Source organism: Rhodanobacter sp. Root179, from assembly GCF_001428465.1.
In the GTDB taxonomy this organism is placed as follows: domain Bacteria; phylum Pseudomonadota; class Gammaproteobacteria; order Xanthomonadales; family Rhodanobacteraceae; genus Rhodanobacter.
Map to the genome: position 1 here is coordinate 60,483 of NZ_LMHR01000074.1, position 21,246 is coordinate 81,728.

The window sequence follows — 21,246 nt, forward strand, 5'->3', positions numbered from 1 at the left end:
TACGGATCTACGCCACGTCACATGGCTGACTGGCGGCATCCGGCTGCATGTCTGTGCCTCTCGTCCACTCCGGAAAATCGTATGCTCTCTGCGCCTTACGGGCAGCGGCAGCCAGCACGGCTGACCCGATTGCTCCGCTGCCTCGCTGTTGCCGCCCTGCTGGCGCTTTGCGCTGTGGGCGCGTCTGCGCAGACGGCGGTGTCCGGTGCAATCAAGGTCAATACCCATTGGACGGCAGCCGAAAGTCCCTATCAGTTGTCCGGGAATGTACTGGTTCAGGACGGTGCCGTGCTGACGATCGACCCCGGCGCCGAGATCGACATGCTGGCGAATGCCGGCCTGGCCGTGCAGTCCGGCAGCATTCAGGCACTGGGCACCGAAGCGCTTCCGGTGCAGGTGCGTTCGGAGAAGTCGCGCAGCGGGCAGGTCGCCGCGGCCGGCGACTACCAGGCATGGACCTTTGGGTCGGGCACCGTGAACACGCGCCTGGAGCATGTGCGTTTCGAGCATGGCAGCGGCCTGGTCGTGCAAGGCTCGGCACCTGTCTTCAACTATCTCGACATTCGCGACAATCGCGGCGCCGCGATCAGCATTGATCTGGCGGCTTCACCGACAGGCGTTGGCAACCAGGCCACCGGCAACGACTTGAACGGCATAGCCGTTCCCGCCGGCGATATCGTCGACAGCGTCCACTGGGGCTTGCGTGGCATTCCCTACGTGGTCGAAGCCGGCACGGTATCGGTCGGCCGATCCCCGGGCGTCACCAAGGTTGCGCCCGGCAGCATTGAGCGTGGCCAGACCGCAACACTGGTTGTTGATGGCGTGCGTCTGGATGGGCTGACTGCGGCGTCCTTCGACGGCATCGGACTCACCGTGACGCCGTTCAGTGGAGGCTCGTCGACGCGCCTGAACCTCCAGGTCAAGGCCGCCGGGGATGCGAAGCTTGGTCCGGCAACCTTGCGCCTGCAGCTCGATGCCGGCGAGCTGGTGCTTCCCGGCATGTTCACGGTGACCCAGCCGTTGCCAGCCATTACCGCGCTTGCACCGGCTTCGGTGCTGGCGGGTACCGGGGTGGCGGACCTTGTCATCACCGGTCGCAACTTCACGGCGCAATCGGAGGTGCTGGTGAATTCGGCGGCGATCCCGAGCGAATTCGTCAGCGACACCGAGCTGCACGCAAGGCTGCCAAACCAGACGGCCGCCGCCTCGCTTCCGTTGCAGGTGCGCACACCCGATGCCGCACGCGTCGGCGAGTACCTTTTGTCGAACTCGACGACCTTGACCGTGCAGATGCCGGTGCCGCCCAGCGTGAGTTTCGAGCCCACGCCGATTGCGATGCCGCCGGACAGCAAGCCGCATGACATCACGTTGCGACTGTCGAAGGCCGATTTCCGCGACCACACCATCGAACTGTCGGTGTCCGACGCCACGAAGGCAGGCGTCAGCCCGACCTCGCTGGTCATCGTGGCCGGTCAGACCAGCGCACGCGTCACCATTACTCCGCTGGCACAGGGTTCAGTAACACTGAAAGCGCATTCGGCCACGCTGGGCGACAGCTCGGTGCCGATGTTCATCACCCCGGATTTCCGCGGACTCAACACCAGTTACGCCCTGCCCGTCGGCGTGATGGTCGAGGGTGAGCCGGCTGGCACGGAAGCCAAGATTCTCGTGCAGGGCGTGGTCGGTGTCGGTGTCGGTGCGGTGCTGGATGACCTGGCGCCGGGTGCGTGGACGGTCGGCTCGGCGCAGGCGTTCGAGATCCACGGCGCGGGCATTCCGCAAGGATCTCAGGTGGCGATCGTTCCCGCCGAAGGCGTCAGCGTGGGCGCAGCGACGGTGTCGGCGGACGGTACGGTGCTCGACGTCACGATGACCGCGGCGGCTGATGCTGCGCCGGGCGCGCGCCGCATCGTCTTGCGCGACAACAACGGTGCACTGCTGACCTTTGCCGATGCAGCCAGGGCGACCGTGGTACTGGCCGCCGGCCTGCCACAGATCGACTCTGTCTCGCCACTGCAGGTCATGCGTGATTCGGCGGTCACGCTGACCGTACGCGGTCGCAACCTGCAACAAGCGCATCTCGAACTGTCACCGGGTGACGGCATCGAGGTCGACGCGCTGCCGCAGATCAACTCCGATGGCACCGAGCTGATCGCTCATCTGCACATGGCTGCGAACGTTTCGCTGGGTGCCAAGGTGGTGCGCGCGAGCACGGTGGCAGGCAGCAGCAATGCGACTGCCGCCGGCGAAAACACCGTGACCGTGGTTGGCAGCGAGCCGACCGCCTATAGCTCGACCAGCCAGGTTGTCGGCGTGGTGGTCGGCAGGGCGACACCGGTGCCGGACCCGCAGGTGATCGCGCCGGTACTCACCTCGCAGATCGGCGTGGTGGTGGGCGCCACGGTGACCGGTGTGGTGCCGCGTGTCGGTGTCATCGGTTCCACCGTCAGCGTCAAGGTGCGTGGCCAGGGTCTGCAGGGTGTCACCTCGGTGGCGATGGTGCCCAACGAAAATCTGGTTGTCGGCACACCGGTGGTCAATGCCGACGGCACCGAGCTCGACTTCAGCCTGCAGGTGGATGCCGGTGCGGCGATTGGCTTGCGACGCCTCGTGCTGGACACGGCGAACGGACCGCTGGCATTCGCCAGTGTGATGGATGGCGCATTCCTCGTCTCGGCACCGTTGCCGGTGGTCGAGTCCGCCACACCGCAGCTGCTGACCCTCGGTGGCACGGCGCAGAACCTGGTGTTGCGCGGACGCTACATGAACGACGTGAGCGACGTGCGCTTCGTGCCCGCCGACGGCGTCACGGTCAATCGTCCGTTCGTGGCTTCCGACGGAAGTTCATTGGGCGTTGCCGTGCTGGTCGATGCGGCGGCGGCTCCCGGTCCGCGTACCCTGATCGTCACCACGGCAGCGGGTGATTCCAGCGATGTGGGGGTACCGGGCAATACGGTGACCCTGGCCAACGCCTTGGGCAACACCTATCCGGCCATCGTTTCCGGCACGGTCGGCGTGCTGGTAGGCGCCGACCCGGTCCAGGCCACCTATGACGGCATCCTGGCGGCACCCTTGGTGGGTGTGCTGATTCCCGAGGAAGTGCCGGCACCGATCAGCGCCGACACGCAGGCCGTGGCCACGCCGGTACGCGTGCTGGTGGGTGCGCTGGCGAACGACATGACGACCGATGGTTGGCTGCAGGGCGCGACGGGCACTTTGACGATCCACGGCATCGCCCTGGGCGAGGTGACCTCGGTGGCGTCGTCGCCGTCCACCGGCGTGTTGTTCGAGGCCGTGTCGGTCAATCCGCAGGGGACCGAGTTGAGCGTGCCGATCAGCGTGGCGCAGGACGCCGCGCTCGGCGCGCGCCAGTTGCACCTGCTGAGCGCCAACGGCGAAGTGGCCTGGGCCCGCGTCGAGTCGTCAGCCTTCGGCATCGGTCGCGTGCCAAGCATGGATTCGGTGACACCGATCGTGCTGACCGCAGGCGACACGACAACCCTTGTCATTCGCGGCCACGACCTGTCCAGCGTGACCGGCGCCGTGTTGCTGCCGGGGGATGGCGCGCAACTGGTCGGCAAGCCGCAGTGGACGCAGGACTCGCTGGGCGAGCTGCTGACCCTCACCGTGAAGCTGGATGCCGGCGCCGCTTCCGGCAAGAGGGTGTTGCAACTGCTGGTCCCCGGTGGCGCCACTTCGGCGACATCCAGTGCCGTCAACACGCTGACCGTGGTGCCGCGGCTATGACCCGTGTGCAGCAATCGCCGATGCCAGCAGCACGGCTCAGTCGCCTGACGGCTTTCGTACCCATGCGCCCCACCGGGCCGCCGTGGACCTCAGGAGTTTCGATGAAGCGGATTTCCGAAGGACCTCCCGCGCCCGTTGACGACCACCACACGATGCAGCCGTCCATTCGTTCAAGGAGTTTTGCCATGAAACAGCTTTCACACCTGCCCTCGCGCATATCGCTGGTGGCAGCTCTGGTCGCCGCACTGGCCTGCACGCCGGCCTGGGCCGTCGACAGCGGCAGCACCGGCGCCGATGGTGCATTGAATCCGACCGTCAACACCGAGATCGTGTTGCCGGCCTCGGGCATCCTCAACTACACCACGGTCAACATCCCGGTTGGCGTCACCGTGAAGTTCAAGCCCAACGCGGCGAACACGCCGGTGTACCTGCTGGCCAGCGGTGACGTGACGATTGCGGGCACGATCGACGTCAATGGACAGGATGCTGCAGCCACCGGTACCGACGGCGATGGCAACCAAGGCGATGACGGCGTGCCGGGACTGGGTGGGCCGGGCGGCTTTGCGGGCGGTCGGGGTGGTCGTGACGATGCAGCTTCGCGACCCGCGATCATTCGAGGCGGCGCCGGGCTTGGCCCAGGTGGCGGCATTGGTGGTATCGAGGGAGGTAACAGCTGCACTGCCACCGGTTACTACCACTATGTAGGGGCAGGTGGTGCCTACGGCGCTAATGCCTACCAGTACTACGCCGTTGGCAATTGTGGTGCCTCGGTATCGCATGCAAATGCCTATGGCTCGACTCTCCTGCAGCCGCTTGTGGGTGGTTCGGGTGGTGGCGGTGGTGTGGGTGGTACCAACTACCCGGGATCGGGTGGTGGCGGCGGCGGTGGCGCGATCCTGATCGCCGCGTCGGGGACGTTGAAAATCACCGGCAGTGTCACCGCCATAGGTGGCGATGGTGGTGGTCTGGCTGGTACCGGTGTTGGTGGTCGTGGCGCGGGTGGCTCGGGTGGTGCAATCCGCCTGCTGGCCTCCAATGTGACTGGCAATGGAACTCTGTATGCCGTGGGTGGTTGCATCAACGTCAACGGCAGTCGGCGTCAGAGTTGCGGATCAGACGGTGGCTACAACCAATACGGTGGCTCCATCGGCCGCATCCGCATCGAAGGTGACGCGATCAGCTACACCGGTACCAACAGCCCTACCTATGTGCGTGGTGATGTCGGCCCGGTGTTCATTGCCGGTGCGCCGACCTTGCGCATCGCATCGGTTGCGGGCCAGGCGGTGCCGGCGGTGCCGACCGGCAGCAACGACGTCACCTTGCCGGCGACGACCACCGACCCGGTTTCGATCACGTTCGAGACGGCCAACGTGCCGGTCGGCAACACCGTGCAATTGCGCGTGGTCCCTGCCTACGGCACCACCAGCGAAGCGATCAGCCCGGCGATCACCGGCAGCACCGCGGCTGGCACCGCCGCGCTGTCGATCGTCCTGCCGCAGGGGCCGAGCACCTTGCAGGCGACCACCACCTACACGGTGATCGTGGCCTCGATGGAGGATCGCACGCTGATCGAGAAGCTCTCGCGCCTGGCGCAGAACGAGCGCGTCGAGAAGGTCGAGGTGACCGTGGCGCTGCAGGGCGGCGCGCGCGCAAGGCTGATCACCGATTCCGGCAAGACGTTCGAGATGCCGTACGAAGCCTTGAGCGCGGTCGGCTTCAAGGGCTGAGCCACCGGGTCTGGCGGTTGGGGATAACACGCAGTAAGGACGCGCGGTCACGATGAGTCACTTCAAACCACATGCTGATGTGCTCACGCGTCGCCAATCGATGCGGCGTCTGACCGCGCGCTCGATCTGCGTTGCCGTGCTGGCGTGCATGCCATCCGTGCTGGCCGCTGCGGATCTCACGCTGGCTGACGGTGTCGTCGTGAAATTCGGTACGGGCGCGCAGTTGGTCGTTCGCGACAAGCTGGTGAGCGGCAAGGGCATTGCGCTCACCAGCCAGAAGGACGACACGCTCGGTGGCCAGTCCAACCCGACCGCACAGGTTGCCGGGATCGGCGACTGGCGCGGCCTGCGTATCGAGAAGTCGGCCGCCACGTCTGGCGTGCCGGCCTTCAACGACCTGTTGATCCGTTACGGTGGCGGCGGCGAAGCGGGTGCGGCGTTGACGCTGCGCGGCGTGAGCCCGTCGCTGCAGTATCTGCAAGTGGCTGATGCCAGCACGGGCCTGCGCCTGCTCGACGCCGCTTCACCGACGATCGATGGATCGAGCTTCCTGCGCAACACGGTCGGTATCGAGGCCGACGGCAACAGCGCGCCGGTGATCGGTCGTACCCAGTTTTCGCAGAACAGCAGCGAGGCGATCCTCAACAAGACCCCGGCGACCCTGATCCAGGCCACCGGCAACTGGTGGGGTCATGCCAGTGGCCCGAAAGATCCCGTCGGCAACCCGCAGGGGCAGGGCGACGCGGTGTCCGCGGGCGTGAAATACGCCGGTTTCCTCACCGCGGTGCCGCTGCTGAATCCGACGGTGCGCCTGGCTGCGCCCTCGCCATTCTTCGAACAGAATTCCGTCGCGCTCGAAGTCTCCTGCGTGAACGCCACCGAGTATCGCCTCGCCGAGAATGGCGGCTTCTCCGGTGTCGCATTCCAACCGCTGCCCAATGGTCGCGCCGCGGTCGACTACACCCTCTCCGACGGTGATGGTCGGAAGACCGTCACCGCACAATTCCGTGATCCGACCGGCGCGGTGGTCACCGCGACCCTGGACGGCGGCGTGCTGATCGATACCCAGGCGCCGACGGTCGAGTTGACCAACCCGGCAGCTGGCAGCCTGATCCGCGAGCCCATCACGATCGAGGCCAGCGCCAGCGACGTGTCCGGCATCAAGCAGGTGCAGTTCTTCCAGGGCAGCGAGCTGCTGGCCACGCGCACCGCAGCACCCTACAGCTTCGCGTGGAATACCGACGCGGTGGCTGACGGCAATTACCTCATCAAGGCCGTCGCCACCGACCAGGCTGGCCGTGTCGGCGAACAGGGCGTTACCGTCACCGTATCGCACGCCGCGCCGGTGCCCGACACCGAAGGTCCGCAACTGGCCGGCATCACTGTCGATGGCACGATCCTGGTCGACGGCGCCACGTTCACGCGCAGCACCAGCCTTAGTTTCACCGCGACCGACCGCAGCGCGATCTCGCGCATCGAGCTGATGCTCGATGGCGTCGTGGTCGCCACCGCCAGCGGCAGCGCCAACTACACCGTCGCCCTGGATCTGGATGCCGTCGCCAACGGTGCGCATACGCTGGCACTGCACGCGCTCGATTCGCTGGGCAACGCCAGCACCGCCAGCTATGCCGTGACCGTCACCCATGCCGTGCCAGATGCACCGGCCATCGATGCACCCACCGACGGCAGCACCACCCGTAATGCCAATATCGCGGTCGCCGGGCACGCGCAGCCCGCCAGCCAGGTGCAGGTGTTGCTCAACGGCCAACCCCTGGGCACCGCGGTAACAGCAGGCGCCGATGGCCGCTTCTCGGTCACGCTCAGCTTGGTTGCGGGTAGCAACCAGATCCAGGCCACCGCCACCGACCAGTACGGCAGCAGTGCGTTGTCCGCGCCGGTGCAGGTCACCCTGGACACCACCGTGCCGGCAGCACCGACCAATCTCGCCGCTGCGCTGGTCAACGGCAAGATCCACCTGAGCTGGACGGCATCGAGCGATCCCAACGCAGTCGCCTACGACATCTATCGCGCCAGCAGCGAGTTCAGCACCACCAGCGAGGCACAGAAGCTGGTGCGGCTGCCGCGCGCCACGACTTCGTACGACGACGTACCGGCCAGCGACGGTAGCTACTTCTACCGGGTGATATCGCTGAACGCTGCCGATGTGCCGAGCCTGCCGAGTACTTCGGCCAGCGCCGGCATCGATCGCACCGGACCGTATGCCGTGCGCATCGAATACCAGCCGCAGGGCACGTACGACGCAGCCACGGCGACCTACGGCCAGGGCATGGTCGCGATCAAGCTCACCGTCAGCGAACCGCTGCTCGGTACGCCGTACCTGAGCGTGGTGCCGGAAGGCGGCCTGCCGATGCCGGTCGATCTGATCAAGCGCGACGACACCCATTACGAAGGCAGCCTGAACCTCGGCTCCGGTGCCGGCTCGGGCGTGGCGAACGTGCTGTTCTCGGCGCGCGACGTGACCGGCAATCGCGGTGTCGACGTGCGCGAAGGCGCCACGCTCAAGATCGATACGGTCGGGCCGGCGTTGATCGCCATCGCGCTGGACCCGGCGGTTCCGATCAAGGTCGACGCATCGCGCGATGTCACCGCCACCTTCACCTACGACGAGGCGATTCCGGCAGACAAGACGCCGGCCTTGCAGTACCACCTGTCGGGCGCATCGCGAACCCCGGTCACGCTGACTGGCGTCGAGCGCATCGACGCCACGCACTGGCGCGCACAGTTCCAGCTGCCGGCCGATGCGGGCTTGTCGAATGCCGAGCAGCTCGGTTTTGCGTCGATCGCCGCCGATGCACTTGGCAACCTGTCCGCGCAGATCAAGACGGCGAATGCGTTCCAGGTCTATCAGGGCGAGTTGCCCGCGCTGAACGTGCCGGTGGGGTTGACGGCCACCGCCTTGCCGGGCGGCAAGGTGCAGCTGGCGTGGCAGGCGGTGGATGGCGCCAGCGCCTATCAATTGTTCCGCCAGGCGCCGGGCGAGACGCAGCGCACGCCGCTGTCGCGCAGCACCACCGCAACCGCGACCGATCAAACCCCGGTCGACGGGTTGTACGGCTACTCGGTGGCTTCGGTGCGCAGCTCGAACGGCCAGGAAACGCAAAGCGACGAGTCCGCCGTGGCCGAGGTGCGCAGCAGCCGCAACGCACCCGGTGCGCCGCAGAATCTCGAGCTGACACTGGGCAGCCAGGGCGTGATCGCCACCTGGCAGCCGCCGGTGGGTACCGCGCCGGCCAGTTACCGGCTGTACCGCGCCGCCACGGCCACGATCACTTCGGTCGATGGCCTCACCCCGATCCGCCAGGGCATGAAGACGCCGCAGGCGGTCGATGCCACGCCGTCGCAGTCCGAGCACGCCTACGTGGTGACCGCGGTGGATGCGGCCGGCAACGAATCGGCGATTTCCAATTCCGTCTACCTCAACTTCAGCCTGCTGCCAGTGAAGACGCTCCAGGTGGAACAGATCGGCAGCGGCTTGCCGGTGCTGCAATGGACGCCGAACGGCGAGGGTGCCGTGGGTTACGACGTCTATGTCGGTGAGGGCGATGCACGGGTCAAGCTGACCGCGACGCCGACCACGGCCAACCAGCTGGCCGATACCGGCTTCACCGGCGGCGAACGGCATTACACGGTGGAGGCGGTCGACGCCAACGACGTGCGCATGGCGCGCAGCGTCGTGTTGCCGAACGCGAGCGCACAGGTCGTGACCGGCCTGCCGCTCAAGCGCAACGTGATGAACCGGCTTGGCGTGCAGGTCTCCAACTTCTCGGCCACGCCGCTGGTCGATACCCGCGTGGTGGTATCCATCGGCACGCGCACGTTCAAGTCCGAACTGTTCACGCTGGAGCCCAATGCCACGCGCATCGCATCGGTGGTGATCGGCGGTTACCCGGACCTGCCCAGCCCGGCCGCGGTCACCGTGGCGATCGAAAGCGTGCCGCACGAGGGCGAACGGGTGCGGCTGGGCTGGCAGCGCCAGGTCGATGTGGTCGACAGCGCACTGGTAGTCAGCCTGGATGCCGAGAGCTTCGTGCGCGGCGGCAGCGGCAAGGTGCGCCTGAGCGTGGAGAACACCTCCGATGTCGAGGTGGAACTGCTGACCGCGCGCAACAACGGCCGCGATGCTTCCAATGAATTGCGCCTCAAGCTGCTCGACAATGATGGCAACCTGCTCGGCACCACGCCGTATCAGCAGGCGACCGGCGCCGGCGTGGTGACCCTGTCCACCGGTCAGACCGTTGCCCGCATTGCACCGGGACAGCGCTACCTGTCGGACGCCTTCGTGATGCCGGTGCCGGCGACCAGCCCCGACCAGGTGCGCCTGCGGCTGGAAGTCGACCAGTTGCACTACGCCACCGGCCAGGACGACGCGGTTTCGATTCCCGGCATGGGCAGCGAACGCACGGTGACGCTGAGCAACACGCCGTACTACGGCGAGGTTTCCAGCGCATCGCCGGTCATCTCCAGCGGCACCGAGGACATCGTCATCCTCGGCCATGCGTTCGACCGCGACAGTGGTGCGCCGGTGCCGAATGCGCCATTGAAGATCGCCATCAACCAGGAAGGCTTCGAGCGGCTGGCCAACGTCACCACGGATGTCGACGGCGCCTTCCGCTACATCTTCAAGCCAACCGTGACCGACGCCGGCGAATACCAGGTCGGCGCGATCCATCCGGACATGACCGATCGCCCGGACCAGGCGCGCTTCACGATCAATCGCGTCAACGTGGGGCCGTCCACGTTCAAGCTGAGCGTGCCGCGCAACTACGCCTACAAGATCGACTACCGGGCGACCACCGGCACTGGCTCGCAGGCCACCAACCTGCGCGTCGTCTACGCGCCGGAATACCAGCCCAGCAACACGCTGCTGCCCGGCATCAAGGTCGAGCCGGGCGCGCCGATCAACATCGCGCCGAAGCAGAACCTGTCGCTGCCGGTGAGCGTGTCGGGCGACAACACGGCCGCCCCCAGCGGGCGCCTGGTGCTGGCCGTGTTCAGCGACGGCTCCGGCACTACGCCGCTGGCGCTGCTGAGCGTGGATTACACGTTGACCGAAGCGAAGCCGGCACTGTATGCCACGCCGAACTACGTGCAGGCGGGCCTGTCGCAGGGCCAGTCGACGATCGAGAAGGTGCTGATCGAGAACAAGGGCTTCGTCGCCATGAACGACGTCACCGCCAGCCTGCTCGACAAGGACGGCAACGCGGCGCCGGCGTGGATCAGCCTGGCCTCCGACCCGAACCTCGGCACGATCGGCATCGGCGACAAGCGCAGCATCGATCTCAACATCGCCCCCGGCGCCCAGGTTGCCGAGGGCATCTACGAGCTCAGGCTGCGCATCGCCGGCAGCAACCTGCCAGCGGAAGACGTCAACGTCTTCGTCTCGGTCACCCAGTCCGGCCAGGGCAACGTGCTGTTCAAGGCGGCGGACATCTATACCGCCACCCGCGACAACAACGGCAACCTGATCCCCGGCCTGGCCGGCGCGCGGATCTTCGTGCAGAACGAAGCCGTGGTCAGCCAGACCTACGAACTGACCACCGATGCCTTCGGCGAGGCGTTCTTCCAGAACCTGCCGGCCGGCAGCTACAAGTTCAAGGCCAGCGCGCCAAACCACCAGGACAGCACCGGCCGCTTCTCGGTCAAGCCGGGGCTGATCGTCAATGAGCCGATCTTCCTGGAGTACACGCTGATCTCGGTGGAATGGTCGGTACGCGAGATCACCATCGAGGACCGCTACGAAATCACCCTCGACGCCACCTTCGAGACCGACGTGCCGGCTCCGGTAGTGGTGCTGCAGCCGACCAGCATCAACCTGCCGAAGATGGCGGCGGGCGAAGTGTTCCAAGGCGAGCTGACGCTGACCAACTACGGCCTGATCCGTGCCGACAACGTGATGGCCCATCCGCCGGGTGCCGACGGCTACTACAAGTTCGAGTTCCTGGTGCAGCCGCCGACCACGCTCGAGGCGAAGCAGCGCGTGCGTTTGCCGTACCGGGTGATTGCGTTGCGCAATTTTGGAGGCACGACTGGCACCGGCGGCGGTGGTGGCACCGGCGATGGTGGCGATGGTTCGGGTGATGGCTCCGGTGATGGTGATGGTTCCGGCGGAACCGGAGGTGACGGTTCGGGTACGGGGTCTGGCGGAAGCGACTCAAGCGGTGGCGGCAGCGTGAGTGGTACGCCAGGTTGCTACACCTACACCAAGCGCTATCCGGTGACCTGCAAGTACACCTGCGCCAATGGCGTTGAAAGCACCACGTGTGGTTCCTCGGCCAACTGGTTCTATGTCGAATCCAATGCATGCCCGGCGGGTGCCAACCCGACCAGCAGTGGTGGTAGCGGCGGTTGGGCTGGTGGCGGTGGCTGGGGTGGCTCCGGCGGTCCCGGAACCTCCAGCTTGCCCGGTTTGCCGTTGTGCACCAAGGGCAGCGGCGACTGTTTCGAACCCAAGAACAAGCAATCCGGTGGTGGCAACGAGGGCGGCCAATAATGACACTGCGTTTGAACAACAGGATGTTGCAGTCACCCGCCTTGGTTCGCTCACGCCGGCATGTCGGCCGTTGGTTTGCCGTCGTCCTGATGGCATGCCTTGCTTTCACGGCTCATGCCCAGGTCTATCCGCTGGGCAGCAACGGCAGCATGGGGCTGGGCAGCGCGAATGGCGATTTCACCGTGGCACAGGACGACCTGCGGGTGAAGGTGCCGGGTGGATTCGTGCGGGTCAACCGTGACTTCGATGGCAACCGGTGGGTGTTCAATCGGCAATGGTCGGGGCTGGGCAATCCATCGTTCTACAAGGCAACCTATGCCTCGATCGGTGCCTTCTTCTCCTGCAGCAGTATTGATGGCATCAGCAGTTGCGATACCACGGCTTCGGCCGGCGCGGCCGTGGTGCTGTCAGGGACGGCGCCCGACCTCAAGGTCGAGCAGACTCGGATTCCCAATGATCCGTACTTTGGCCGCGATGCCGAAGGCGAACCTCTGCCCGATCTCAGCACGATCCAGGTCGTTGCCCGCAAGGGCGTTGGTTTCAGCCGCAGTACGGATGGCACGTCTTACATCAGCAGCAAGTACCCGCGCTTCATCGTGCGTCCGCAACTTGTTCCGACGCTGCCGGTCAGTGCCGGCCCGGATGCCCAGCCGCCGGCGGGCAAGCCGGGGCATGGTGGCTTGTCGACGATTCCGGTGCACGGTTTCCGTTGGACTGATCGCAGCGGCGAATGGATCGAGTACGACAACTTCGGTCGCATCACCAGTTATGGTGATCGCAATGATGTGCGCGTGTGGATGCAATACGGCAATCACGGCCAGATCGAGCGCGTGCTCGACGACAATGGCCGCACCGTATTCACCTTCGTTTACTCGGGCAACGGCAGCTTCATCACCGAGGTACGCGATCACACACCGCTCGATGGAAGTATCCGCCGCGTCCAGTACCAGTATGACGACAAGGGGCGCCTGCGCCATGTTATCGATCCGCTGGGCCATATCACCTCATTTGATTACGGCGCGCTCGACAGCGTCAGTGTCGATACCTCGGCACCGGTGCTTGGTGCATCCGGCTCAAGTGGTGGCACCGGAGGCAGCAGCAGCGTTTCGCTGCCCGTGGATACCCGCTACAAGATAGCCAAGGTTACCGACGCTGAAGGCCGGGTGACCGAAATCGGTTACGGGGTTACGGCACGAGTGGCCCGGATCATCGCGCCAGACAAGGGCGTAACGGATGTCGAATACGGTTACGACAAGCTCAAGAAAGAATTCAGTACCACGGTGAAGGGGCCGGAAACTGCCTCGGGACGCAAGATCGAAACGCGGCACTACGATGCGGAAGGGCGACTTGTCTACCGTGATGTCAACGGGAAGACGTTGCTGATCGCCCAAGGTGGCCGCCAGTCGATGAGCTACACGGACGAGCGGGGCAGCACGGTCAAGATGGATCGCGACAACTTCGATGAAGTTACCCGCAAGACCAATCCGGATGGATCGTTCACCAGTTTTGCATATAACAGCGGTTCCCTCGACTTGAAGGAAGTGGTGGATGAGACCGGTGTGGTGACGCATCTGGACTACGACACGCATGGCAATTTGATCACGCTGCAAGAAGCGGAAGGCAAGGCCGAGGAGCAACGAACCGAGTACCAGATCAATGCGCGAGGTGAGGCCGAAGTGGTGCGCCGCAAGGGTGGCCTGGATGCGGATGGCGGTACGGAGCCAGACGTTGAGCTGCACCTTGGTTATGACATCAGCGGCAACGTGCGTGAACTCGTGGACGGCGAGGGAAAAACCTGGAAGTACGACTACGATGCGCAGGGCAATTTAGCAAAGGCGCTAGACCCTCTGGGTCATCAGTGGAGCTATACGTACGATGCGCAGGGCAATCGCCTCACCGCGACCGATCCCAATGGGTTGAGCAGCCATTACACGTACGACAAGACTGATCAACTGCTCACCGTCACCGACCAGCGTGGTGTGACCTATCGGATTGAATATGATGCTGCTGGTCGTCCACAGAAGGTGGTCGACCCGACCGGTGCCACGCTGACGCAGCAGTACGATGCGGCGGGGCGCATGACCAGCGCGGTCGATTCATTGAATCAGCGCGTGCAACTCGCCTACGACAACATGGATCGTGTCACCACCACGACAGATGGTGAGGGCAACGTCACCAGTTTCGACTACACCGATGTCGAGGGGCTGGACCGCGGCAGCGGCCTGGTCTCCAAGGTGAACTACCCGACCTTGCAACGGTTGCTGCGTTACAACAGCCGGCAAGGGTTGACGCAACTGGCGGACGTAGTGGACGGCGAGACACATACCACGACGGCGACTTACGACGCCCGCGGTGCCGTCACATCAACCACCAACGCCTATGCAAAATCTGCTAGCACGACGTATGACGCCTTCGGTCGCCCGTTGCAGGGCACGGACGAACTTGGTCATGCCGTGCAACTGGCGTACGACCATCGTGGCAATCTGGTCAGGGCCACGGACGAACTGGGTCACGCGACTCGCCTGCAGTACGACCGCCGCGACAAGTTGGTCAAGGAAACCAATGCCGTCGGCCAGTCGACATCCTACATCTACGATGATGCAGGACGCCTCAAGGAGCTGCTGCGTCCCAACGGTGCCAAGCTGGCCTTCGAATTTGACGCCGGCGGCCGGCTCATCAACCGCAGGTCTTACAAAGCCGACGGCAGTCTGGAATTGGGCGACAGCTTCACCTGGGACGATGGCAACCGCCTCACAGGATGGTCCACTAACGGAGCCAGCAGCACATCCACGTTTGATGACGCCGGGCGACTGCTCAGCGAGACCGTGACGGTCGATGGTGTGCCGATGACGCGCCGTTACACCTATCACCCGAATGGCCAGGTCAAGACCTATACCGGGCCGGATGGTGTCACATTGGGCTATAGCTACGATGGCAATGGCGAGCTTGCAAGGCTCGACATTCCCGGTGAAGGCTCGATGAGCGTCACCGAACGGCAATGGACCGAGGCCAAGAAAGTCGTATTGCCAGGCGGCACGGTGCAGGAGATCGAACGCAACGGCCTGCTGAGTCCGACCCGTTTGCGGGTGAAGGACCCGAATCAGACCATTCGCTTCGACCAGCAGAGTACGTACGGCAAGCTTGAGGAGTTGACCAGCCGCACCACGCAGGGTCAGCGCACCGACTATAGCTACGATGACGCGATGCGCCTGACCAAAGCGGAACCGGCAGGCTGGGGCGGCACTACCGAGAGCTTTGATCTGGACGCCGCCAGCAACCGGGTGCTGGACAGCGTGGTTCAGGGCACTTGGGTCTATGACGACGCCAACCGCTTGCTGAGCCGCGGAAGTGTCAGCTACGAATACGACGCGGCGGGCAATCAGATCAAGAAGACTGATAGCGCGCTCGCGGAACCCTTGCGCACGACGAGTTACGCGTACGACGGATACAACCGTTTGGTCGAGGTCCGCGATGGTGCCGATCAGGTCGTGTCGCGTTATGCATACGACCCGTTTGGCTATCGGTTGAGCAAGGAAGTCACAACAACAGGCGAAGCCAACAGTGGTGCGGTGGTGGGCAAGCGCCTGTTCATGCAAGCCAGGGAAGGACTGCTGGCAGAGGTTGGCTCCGACGGCACGGTGTTGCAGAGTTATGGATGGCAGCCCGGTCAACCATACAGCACCTCACCTCTGTTCCTGGAAAAAAGGGGCGCCTATTTCTACTATCAGAACGACCCGTTAGGCCTTCCTCGCCAGCTGACTGACAAGGCCGGCAGCGTGGTCTGGGAGGCTACTAAGGTCAGTGCCTTTGGTAAGGTGGTTGTGGCTACGGGATCGGGGCTTGAACAGCCGTGGCGCTTTCCGGGGCAATATTTTGACGAAGAAATAGCACTCAATTACAACTTAAATCGCTACTTTGACTCTATGTCAGGACGTTATACGACGGGCGATCCAAGTGGGCTTGTTGGCGGTCTAAATTTTTATATCTATGCTAACGCTGATCCTGCAAATTTAATAGATCCGTACGGTTTATGGACAAGCCGTCCCGATACTGGTAGCTGGATCATGGATCATACGTTTGGATATATATATCAACTCAGAGATGGGGCGAGTTTTTCGCAAAATACGGTCAACTTTTGGGCTGGCCTGGGTGATGGCGCCTCATTTGGCATCACCAATAAAATTAGAGATTGGAATGGTACCAATGATGCGGTAAACAAGTGTTCTGGCATCTACAGAGCTACCGATTTTGTTGGCGGCAGTCTTGTTCCCATGGGTCGGCTTGCATACATCTTCAAGGGGCGTGGGTTAGCTCGGGCTTTTGATGGGACGCTGGAGGGCGCACACGCGATCAGTCGTTCGAGAATGGCGCTTAAATGGGAGTTTAGGGCGGGTAACGCATTCGGCGGAAGGCTTGCTCCTTGGGCGCGTTTTATGGGGTGGCTGTTTAGAGACCCGGCAACGGAGGCCTTTCGTCTAGAGAAGATTGCCAAGTATGGTGATGACGCCGCAAAGATTGCAGCGGGGGCTACGAGAACGAATAAAGGGATCAATAGAGCCGCGGCGCTTGCTGAGGGTTATAAAATCTACAAGGGGTTGACGCCAAGTGAAAGCTGCAACTGTCAGTAATTATGGGCAGATCATATTGCTCGATTTCTATGATAACGCGCGGTTCCTGCGGCTGCGAGAGCCAAGCTTTGATGGGTCAGTCGTGCTTCCCGGTTACAGTCTTGAGGCGAATCGAAGGGTTAATGGATTTTTTGCAGAGGTCAAATCAGTTCATGGGTTAAGTGCCTTGTTTGGCGTCTGCTCCCGTGAAACTGATTTGGCTGCAGACTTCGAAAGTCCATCTTTTAAGCGGGACTGCGTGGTTTTAATTAACGGAGACTCATATGATTCCAGTGATTTGAGCTACGGATTTAGATTTTTCGGAAATGTATGTAGAAGAAGGTTTTCTATCATTAAAAACGATGATCTCGTTTTTGATTTTGAATATCGCCCAAGGATATTTAGGGAAATTCTTTCTCGCAGACCGGGTGAGCATGCTGATTTTTTTTCTTATTTGGTAAATTGGGCTGTGATGATGAGAAGAAAGGCTATTGGTTGAGTGGCATCGGTAAAAGGGACGGGTTGATTTATCCGGTTTTTGGGACCGTATTTTTGGAGAGGTACAGGTCGTCGAGTTAGTATCTTTCAGAGGTTTCGAGAAAAGCTAGAAATTTCCGAGGTGAATTTGGATAATATCTAGTCGGCGTACAAGGGCCTTCTGATATATGGTCTAAGTTTCATTTGGCGGCGGGCGGTTAATATACATTCGTTGAGTCAAATCTATCTTCTTCGTCACATAAATGTTGCAGCCAGTAACAGCAAGATTTTCAGGGGACTCTCGTGTCAAAAATCGCATGGAAAAGCGCCGCGTGCGCACTCGCCCTGTGGGCGGGTGCGCTGGTTTGTGGGCAAGCGATTGCCCAGGAATCCGTGTGCGCGCGGGTCAAGATCGAGATCAAGCAGGAACTGACGCTTGAGCGGCAGGCGTTCGATGCCGAGATGAAGATCACCAACTCGCTGCCTTCCACGCCGCTGACCGACATCAGCGTCGAGGTGAAGGTGACGGACGAGATGGGCGCGCCGGTGACGATCACCACCGACCCGAACGACCTCAGCGCGAAGTTCTTCCTGCGCCAGACCCAGAAGCAGAACATCGACAATACCGACGGCACCGGCCAGGTGGCGGCGCAGAGCACGGCGACGATCAACTGGATGCTGATCCCGGCGCCGGGTTCGGCGGGCGACACGCCATTCGGCAAGCGCTACCTGGTGGGCGCCACGTTGCGCTACACGTTCGGCAACGAGACCCAGGTGATGGAGCTCAATCCCGACGCCATCACGGTCAAGCCACTGCCGTCGCTGACCCTGGATTACTTCCTCACCCGCGACGTCAACGCGGACGATCCGTTCACCGCCGAGATCGAGGCGCCGGAGCCGTACACGCTGGGCGTGCGGGTGAAGAATTCCGGCATGGCGCCGGCCGAGGACCTGAAGATCAACTCGGCACAGCCGAAGATCATCGACAACCAGCAGGGCCTGCCGATCACCTTCCAGATCATCGGCAGCTACGTGCAGGATCAGCCGACGACCAATTCGCTGCTGATCGATTTCGGCGACATCGCGCCGGGCACCAGCAAGATGGGCCGCTGGCAGATGGAGAGCAATATCGCGGGCAAGTTCGTCGACTTCACCGCCACCTTCACCCACTCCGACGAACTGGGCGGCGCGCTGACTTCGTTGCTGCAGGCGACCAATGCGCACCTGCTGTTGCGCGACGTGCGGGTGGACCTGCCCGGGCGCGACGTGGTTCGCGACTTCCTGGCCACCGATGGCACCGCGCTGAACCTGTACGAGTCCGAGGGCACGGACAGCACGGTCACCGACCGTTCCGCCGAAGCCACCCTGACCACCGGCCCGTCCGGTTATCGCCTCACCCTGCCGCCATCGCAGGGTTTCATCTACGTGCACAAGCCCGATCCCTACCAGGGGCAGAAGGTGCTGGGCACGGTCATGCGTGCGGACGCCAAGACCATGGCGACGGAGAACGTGTGGCTGTCGAAGACGAAGAACCCGGACACCAAGCAGTGGGAATACTGGTTCAACGTGTTCGACGCGAACTCGCCGGGCGTGTACGACATGGCGTTCCGCAACCCGGATACCGTGCCGGTGGCACCGGTGCTGCAGTTCATCCCGGACCGGGTGGTGAAGGAGAAGGAGCAGGTCGGCTTCCTGGTCGAGGCCTCCAGCCCGATGCACAAGCCGGTGCTGCTCAGCGCGGCGCCGTTGCCCACGGGCGCCACCTTCCACGACCAGGGCGATGGCACCGGCGTGTTCGACTGGACGCCCGAGGTCGGCCAGGCCGGCACCTACATCATCAATTACCTGGCCAGCGACGGCAGTCTGTCGTCGACGCGCTCGGCCAAGATCCGGGTGGAGTCGGTCGAGCCGCCGCCCGGCCCGTCGATTCCGCAGCTGGTGTCCCCGCTGGCCGGCGCCGAGATCCAGAGCCTGAAGCCACAGCTGCAGGTGCTGACCGGCGAGGCGAGCAACGATCCCACCGCATCGGTGCAGTTCGAGCTGTACGCCGATGCCGGGTTGACCCAGAAACTGGACGAAGGCACGGTGGTGAAGAACCCGACCGCCGGCCAGCCGACGGTGTGGACGCCCGCCGAGGATCTCAACGACAACACGGCTTATTACTGGCGTGCCCGGGCATTGGCGCCCAGCGGCGTGAACAGCGCATGGGTCGATGGCAGCTTCCGGGTCAACCTGTACAACGATGCGCCGGATACCTTCAACCTGACCGTGCCGATCTCCGGCGCCGAAGTCGACAGCCTGACTCCGACGCTGTCGCTGACCAACGCGCAGGATCGCGATGGCGACGCGATCAGCTACAGCTTCGAGGTGTTCACCGACACCACGCTGACGACGCGCCACGACGCGGTCACCGACCTCGCGCCCGACCCCAGTGGCACCACCAGCTGGACGGTGACGGTGCCGCTGACCAACCACGCCACTTATTACTGGCGTGCGGTGGCCACCGACGAGCACGGTGCGCAGACGATGACGCCGCTGCGTCCGTTCACCGTGTTCACCGGCAACAGCGCGCCGACCGCGCCGCTCGCGGTCAGCCCGATCAACGGTGTCGACGTGACGACGGCCGGCGTGGCGACGCTTTCCGCGCAAGGCAGCATCGATGCCGACGGCGACGCCCTGAACTATGTGTTCGAGGTCGACACGGTCAACACGTTCGACTCGTCCAGCCGTCAGGCCTCGGCCCCGGTGTCGGCGAACGCCAATGGCGTCACCACCTGGCAGGCCGTGGATCTGGTCGAGAACCAGCACTACTTCTGGCGCGTCAAGGTGGGCGACGGCCGCGCCGAAAGTTCATGGGTCGGCGGTGACTTCCTGATGAATGCCGCCAACGAAGTACCGACCGTGCCGGTGGTGGCCAACCCTGGTGACCGCGCCTGGGCGTCGACGTTGTACCCGAGCTTCGAGGTGCACGCCGCGACCGATCCGGAGAACGATCCGCTGCGCTACCGCTTCGAGGTCTATCGCGATGCGGCGTTGCAGACGCTGGTCGCCAGCGGCACCAGTGCGACCGAAAACTGGCAGCCGGGCACGCCGCTGCTGGACAAGACCACGCACTACTGGCGGGTGCGTGCGGAGGACGACAACGGTGGCGTCAGTGCCTGGTCGCCGACGACGATGCTGTTCGTCAGCACGGGCACCTACGTGGCACCGTCGATGTCCTTGAGTTCACCTGCCACCCTCATCGACACACGCGACGGGGCGCCACGGATTGCCTGGAGCGGCACTGGCCCGAACATCGAGCCGACCGTCGCGCTGTACTACGACCAGACCGGCAGTGGTTATGCGGGTACGCGCATCGTCGACGGCCTGCGCCAGGACGCCGGCACCCATGACGGCAGCTACGTGTGGAACACCGCCGGCCTGGCGCCCGGCGCGTATTCGGTCTACGGCTTGATCTACGACGATCGCGGCATGGGCCGCAGCTATGCGCCGGGCACCGTGGTGGTGCCCGCCTCGCCGCAGACCGGCGTGATCAGTGCCGCGACCCGTTCGAGCATGGAGTTGCGCGAGGGCAGGGACACCGGCAACTTCGCCGTCTCGCTGGCGAGCCAGCCCGTGGCGGAGGTGGTCGTGCCGCTGAGCACCAGCGACGCCACCGAGGCGAACGTCACGCCGCGGCAGTTGGTGTTCAACGCGACCAACTGGTCGGCACCGCAGTCGGCCACGGTGGTTCCCGTCTACGACGGCGTGAAGGATGGCGACCAGCCGTTCACCATCACGATCGGCAAGGCCAGCAGCCGTGACCCGAATTACATCGGTGTGTCGGCAACGCCGATCAGCGGTACCGTGCGCGACCAGAACCACGACCGCAACATGGGCCTGGCGGTGGCCAGCTACCAGCTGGTCAGCAAGCAGCGCAGCCCGATCACCAAACTCTGGACGTATCGCTACAGACCCGTGTTGACCAATAACGGCGGCCCCATTCGCGGCGCCATGGCGGTGATCAACAAGGCTCCCGGTTTCACCGTACTGCTTGGCGTCACGACGTTCGGTGCGATCGGCGAGAACGAGTCGGTGGTCAGCTCGTCGGAAATCGTGCTGGTCAGCAAAACCGACATCGGCAGTGAACAGCCGACGATCTACTGGATATTGAGAGCATTGCGATGAAATACGGCGG

The 21,246-nt window shown here is 63.6% G+C and carries 6 protein-coding genes; all 6 read left to right on the forward strand.

Going from position 1 to position 21,246, the window contains the following annotated elements:
* The first annotated feature begins 288 nt into the window (after positions 1-288).
* The 6 genes from ASD82_RS08750 to ASD82_RS08770 all read left to right on the forward strand — a co-directional run bounded on the left by ASD82_RS08750 (position 289) and on the right by ASD82_RS08770 (position 21,236).
* The gene (locus ASD82_RS08750; RefSeq protein WP_162253818.1) at positions 289-3,747 is read left to right on the forward strand and encodes an IPT/TIG domain-containing protein; all 3,459 of its coding nucleotides are present in this window, start codon (positions 289-291) and stop codon (positions 3,745-3,747) included.
* Positions 3,748-3,932: 185 nt separating this feature from the next.
* Positions 3,933-5,474, forward strand: a complete 1,542-nt coding sequence (locus tag ASD82_RS08755) for a hypothetical protein (RefSeq protein ID WP_056717445.1) — start codon at positions 3,933-3,935, stop codon at positions 5,472-5,474.
* A gap of 100 nt (positions 5,475-5,574) precedes the next feature.
* Positions 5,575-11,985: an Ig-like domain-containing protein gene (locus tag ASD82_RS08760; protein ID WP_056717446.1), complete on the forward strand. Its 6,411-nt coding sequence runs from the start codon at positions 5,575-5,577 to the stop codon at positions 11,983-11,985.
* Positions 11,985-16,613 (forward strand): RHS repeat-associated core domain-containing protein, encoded by a 4,629-nt coding sequence (locus tag ASD82_RS08765; RefSeq protein WP_056717447.1) that lies wholly within the window; start codon positions 11,985-11,987, stop codon positions 16,611-16,613. The genes ASD82_RS08760 and ASD82_RS08765 overlap by 1 nt, the downstream gene beginning before the upstream one ends.
* Positions 16,591-17,091: a hypothetical protein gene (locus ASD82_RS17715; protein WP_157599226.1), complete on the forward strand. Its 501-nt coding sequence runs from the start codon at positions 16,591-16,593 to the stop codon at positions 17,089-17,091. The genes ASD82_RS08765 and ASD82_RS17715 overlap by 23 nt, the downstream gene beginning before the upstream one ends.
* Positions 17,092-17,372: 281 nt before the next feature.
* Positions 17,373-21,236 carry a hypothetical protein gene (locus ASD82_RS08770; protein WP_157599227.1) on the forward strand — a complete coding sequence of 1,288 codons (3,864 nt, stop codon included), beginning with the start codon at positions 17,373-17,375 and terminating at the stop codon, positions 21,234-21,236.
* Positions 21,237-21,246 lie beyond the last annotated feature (10 nt).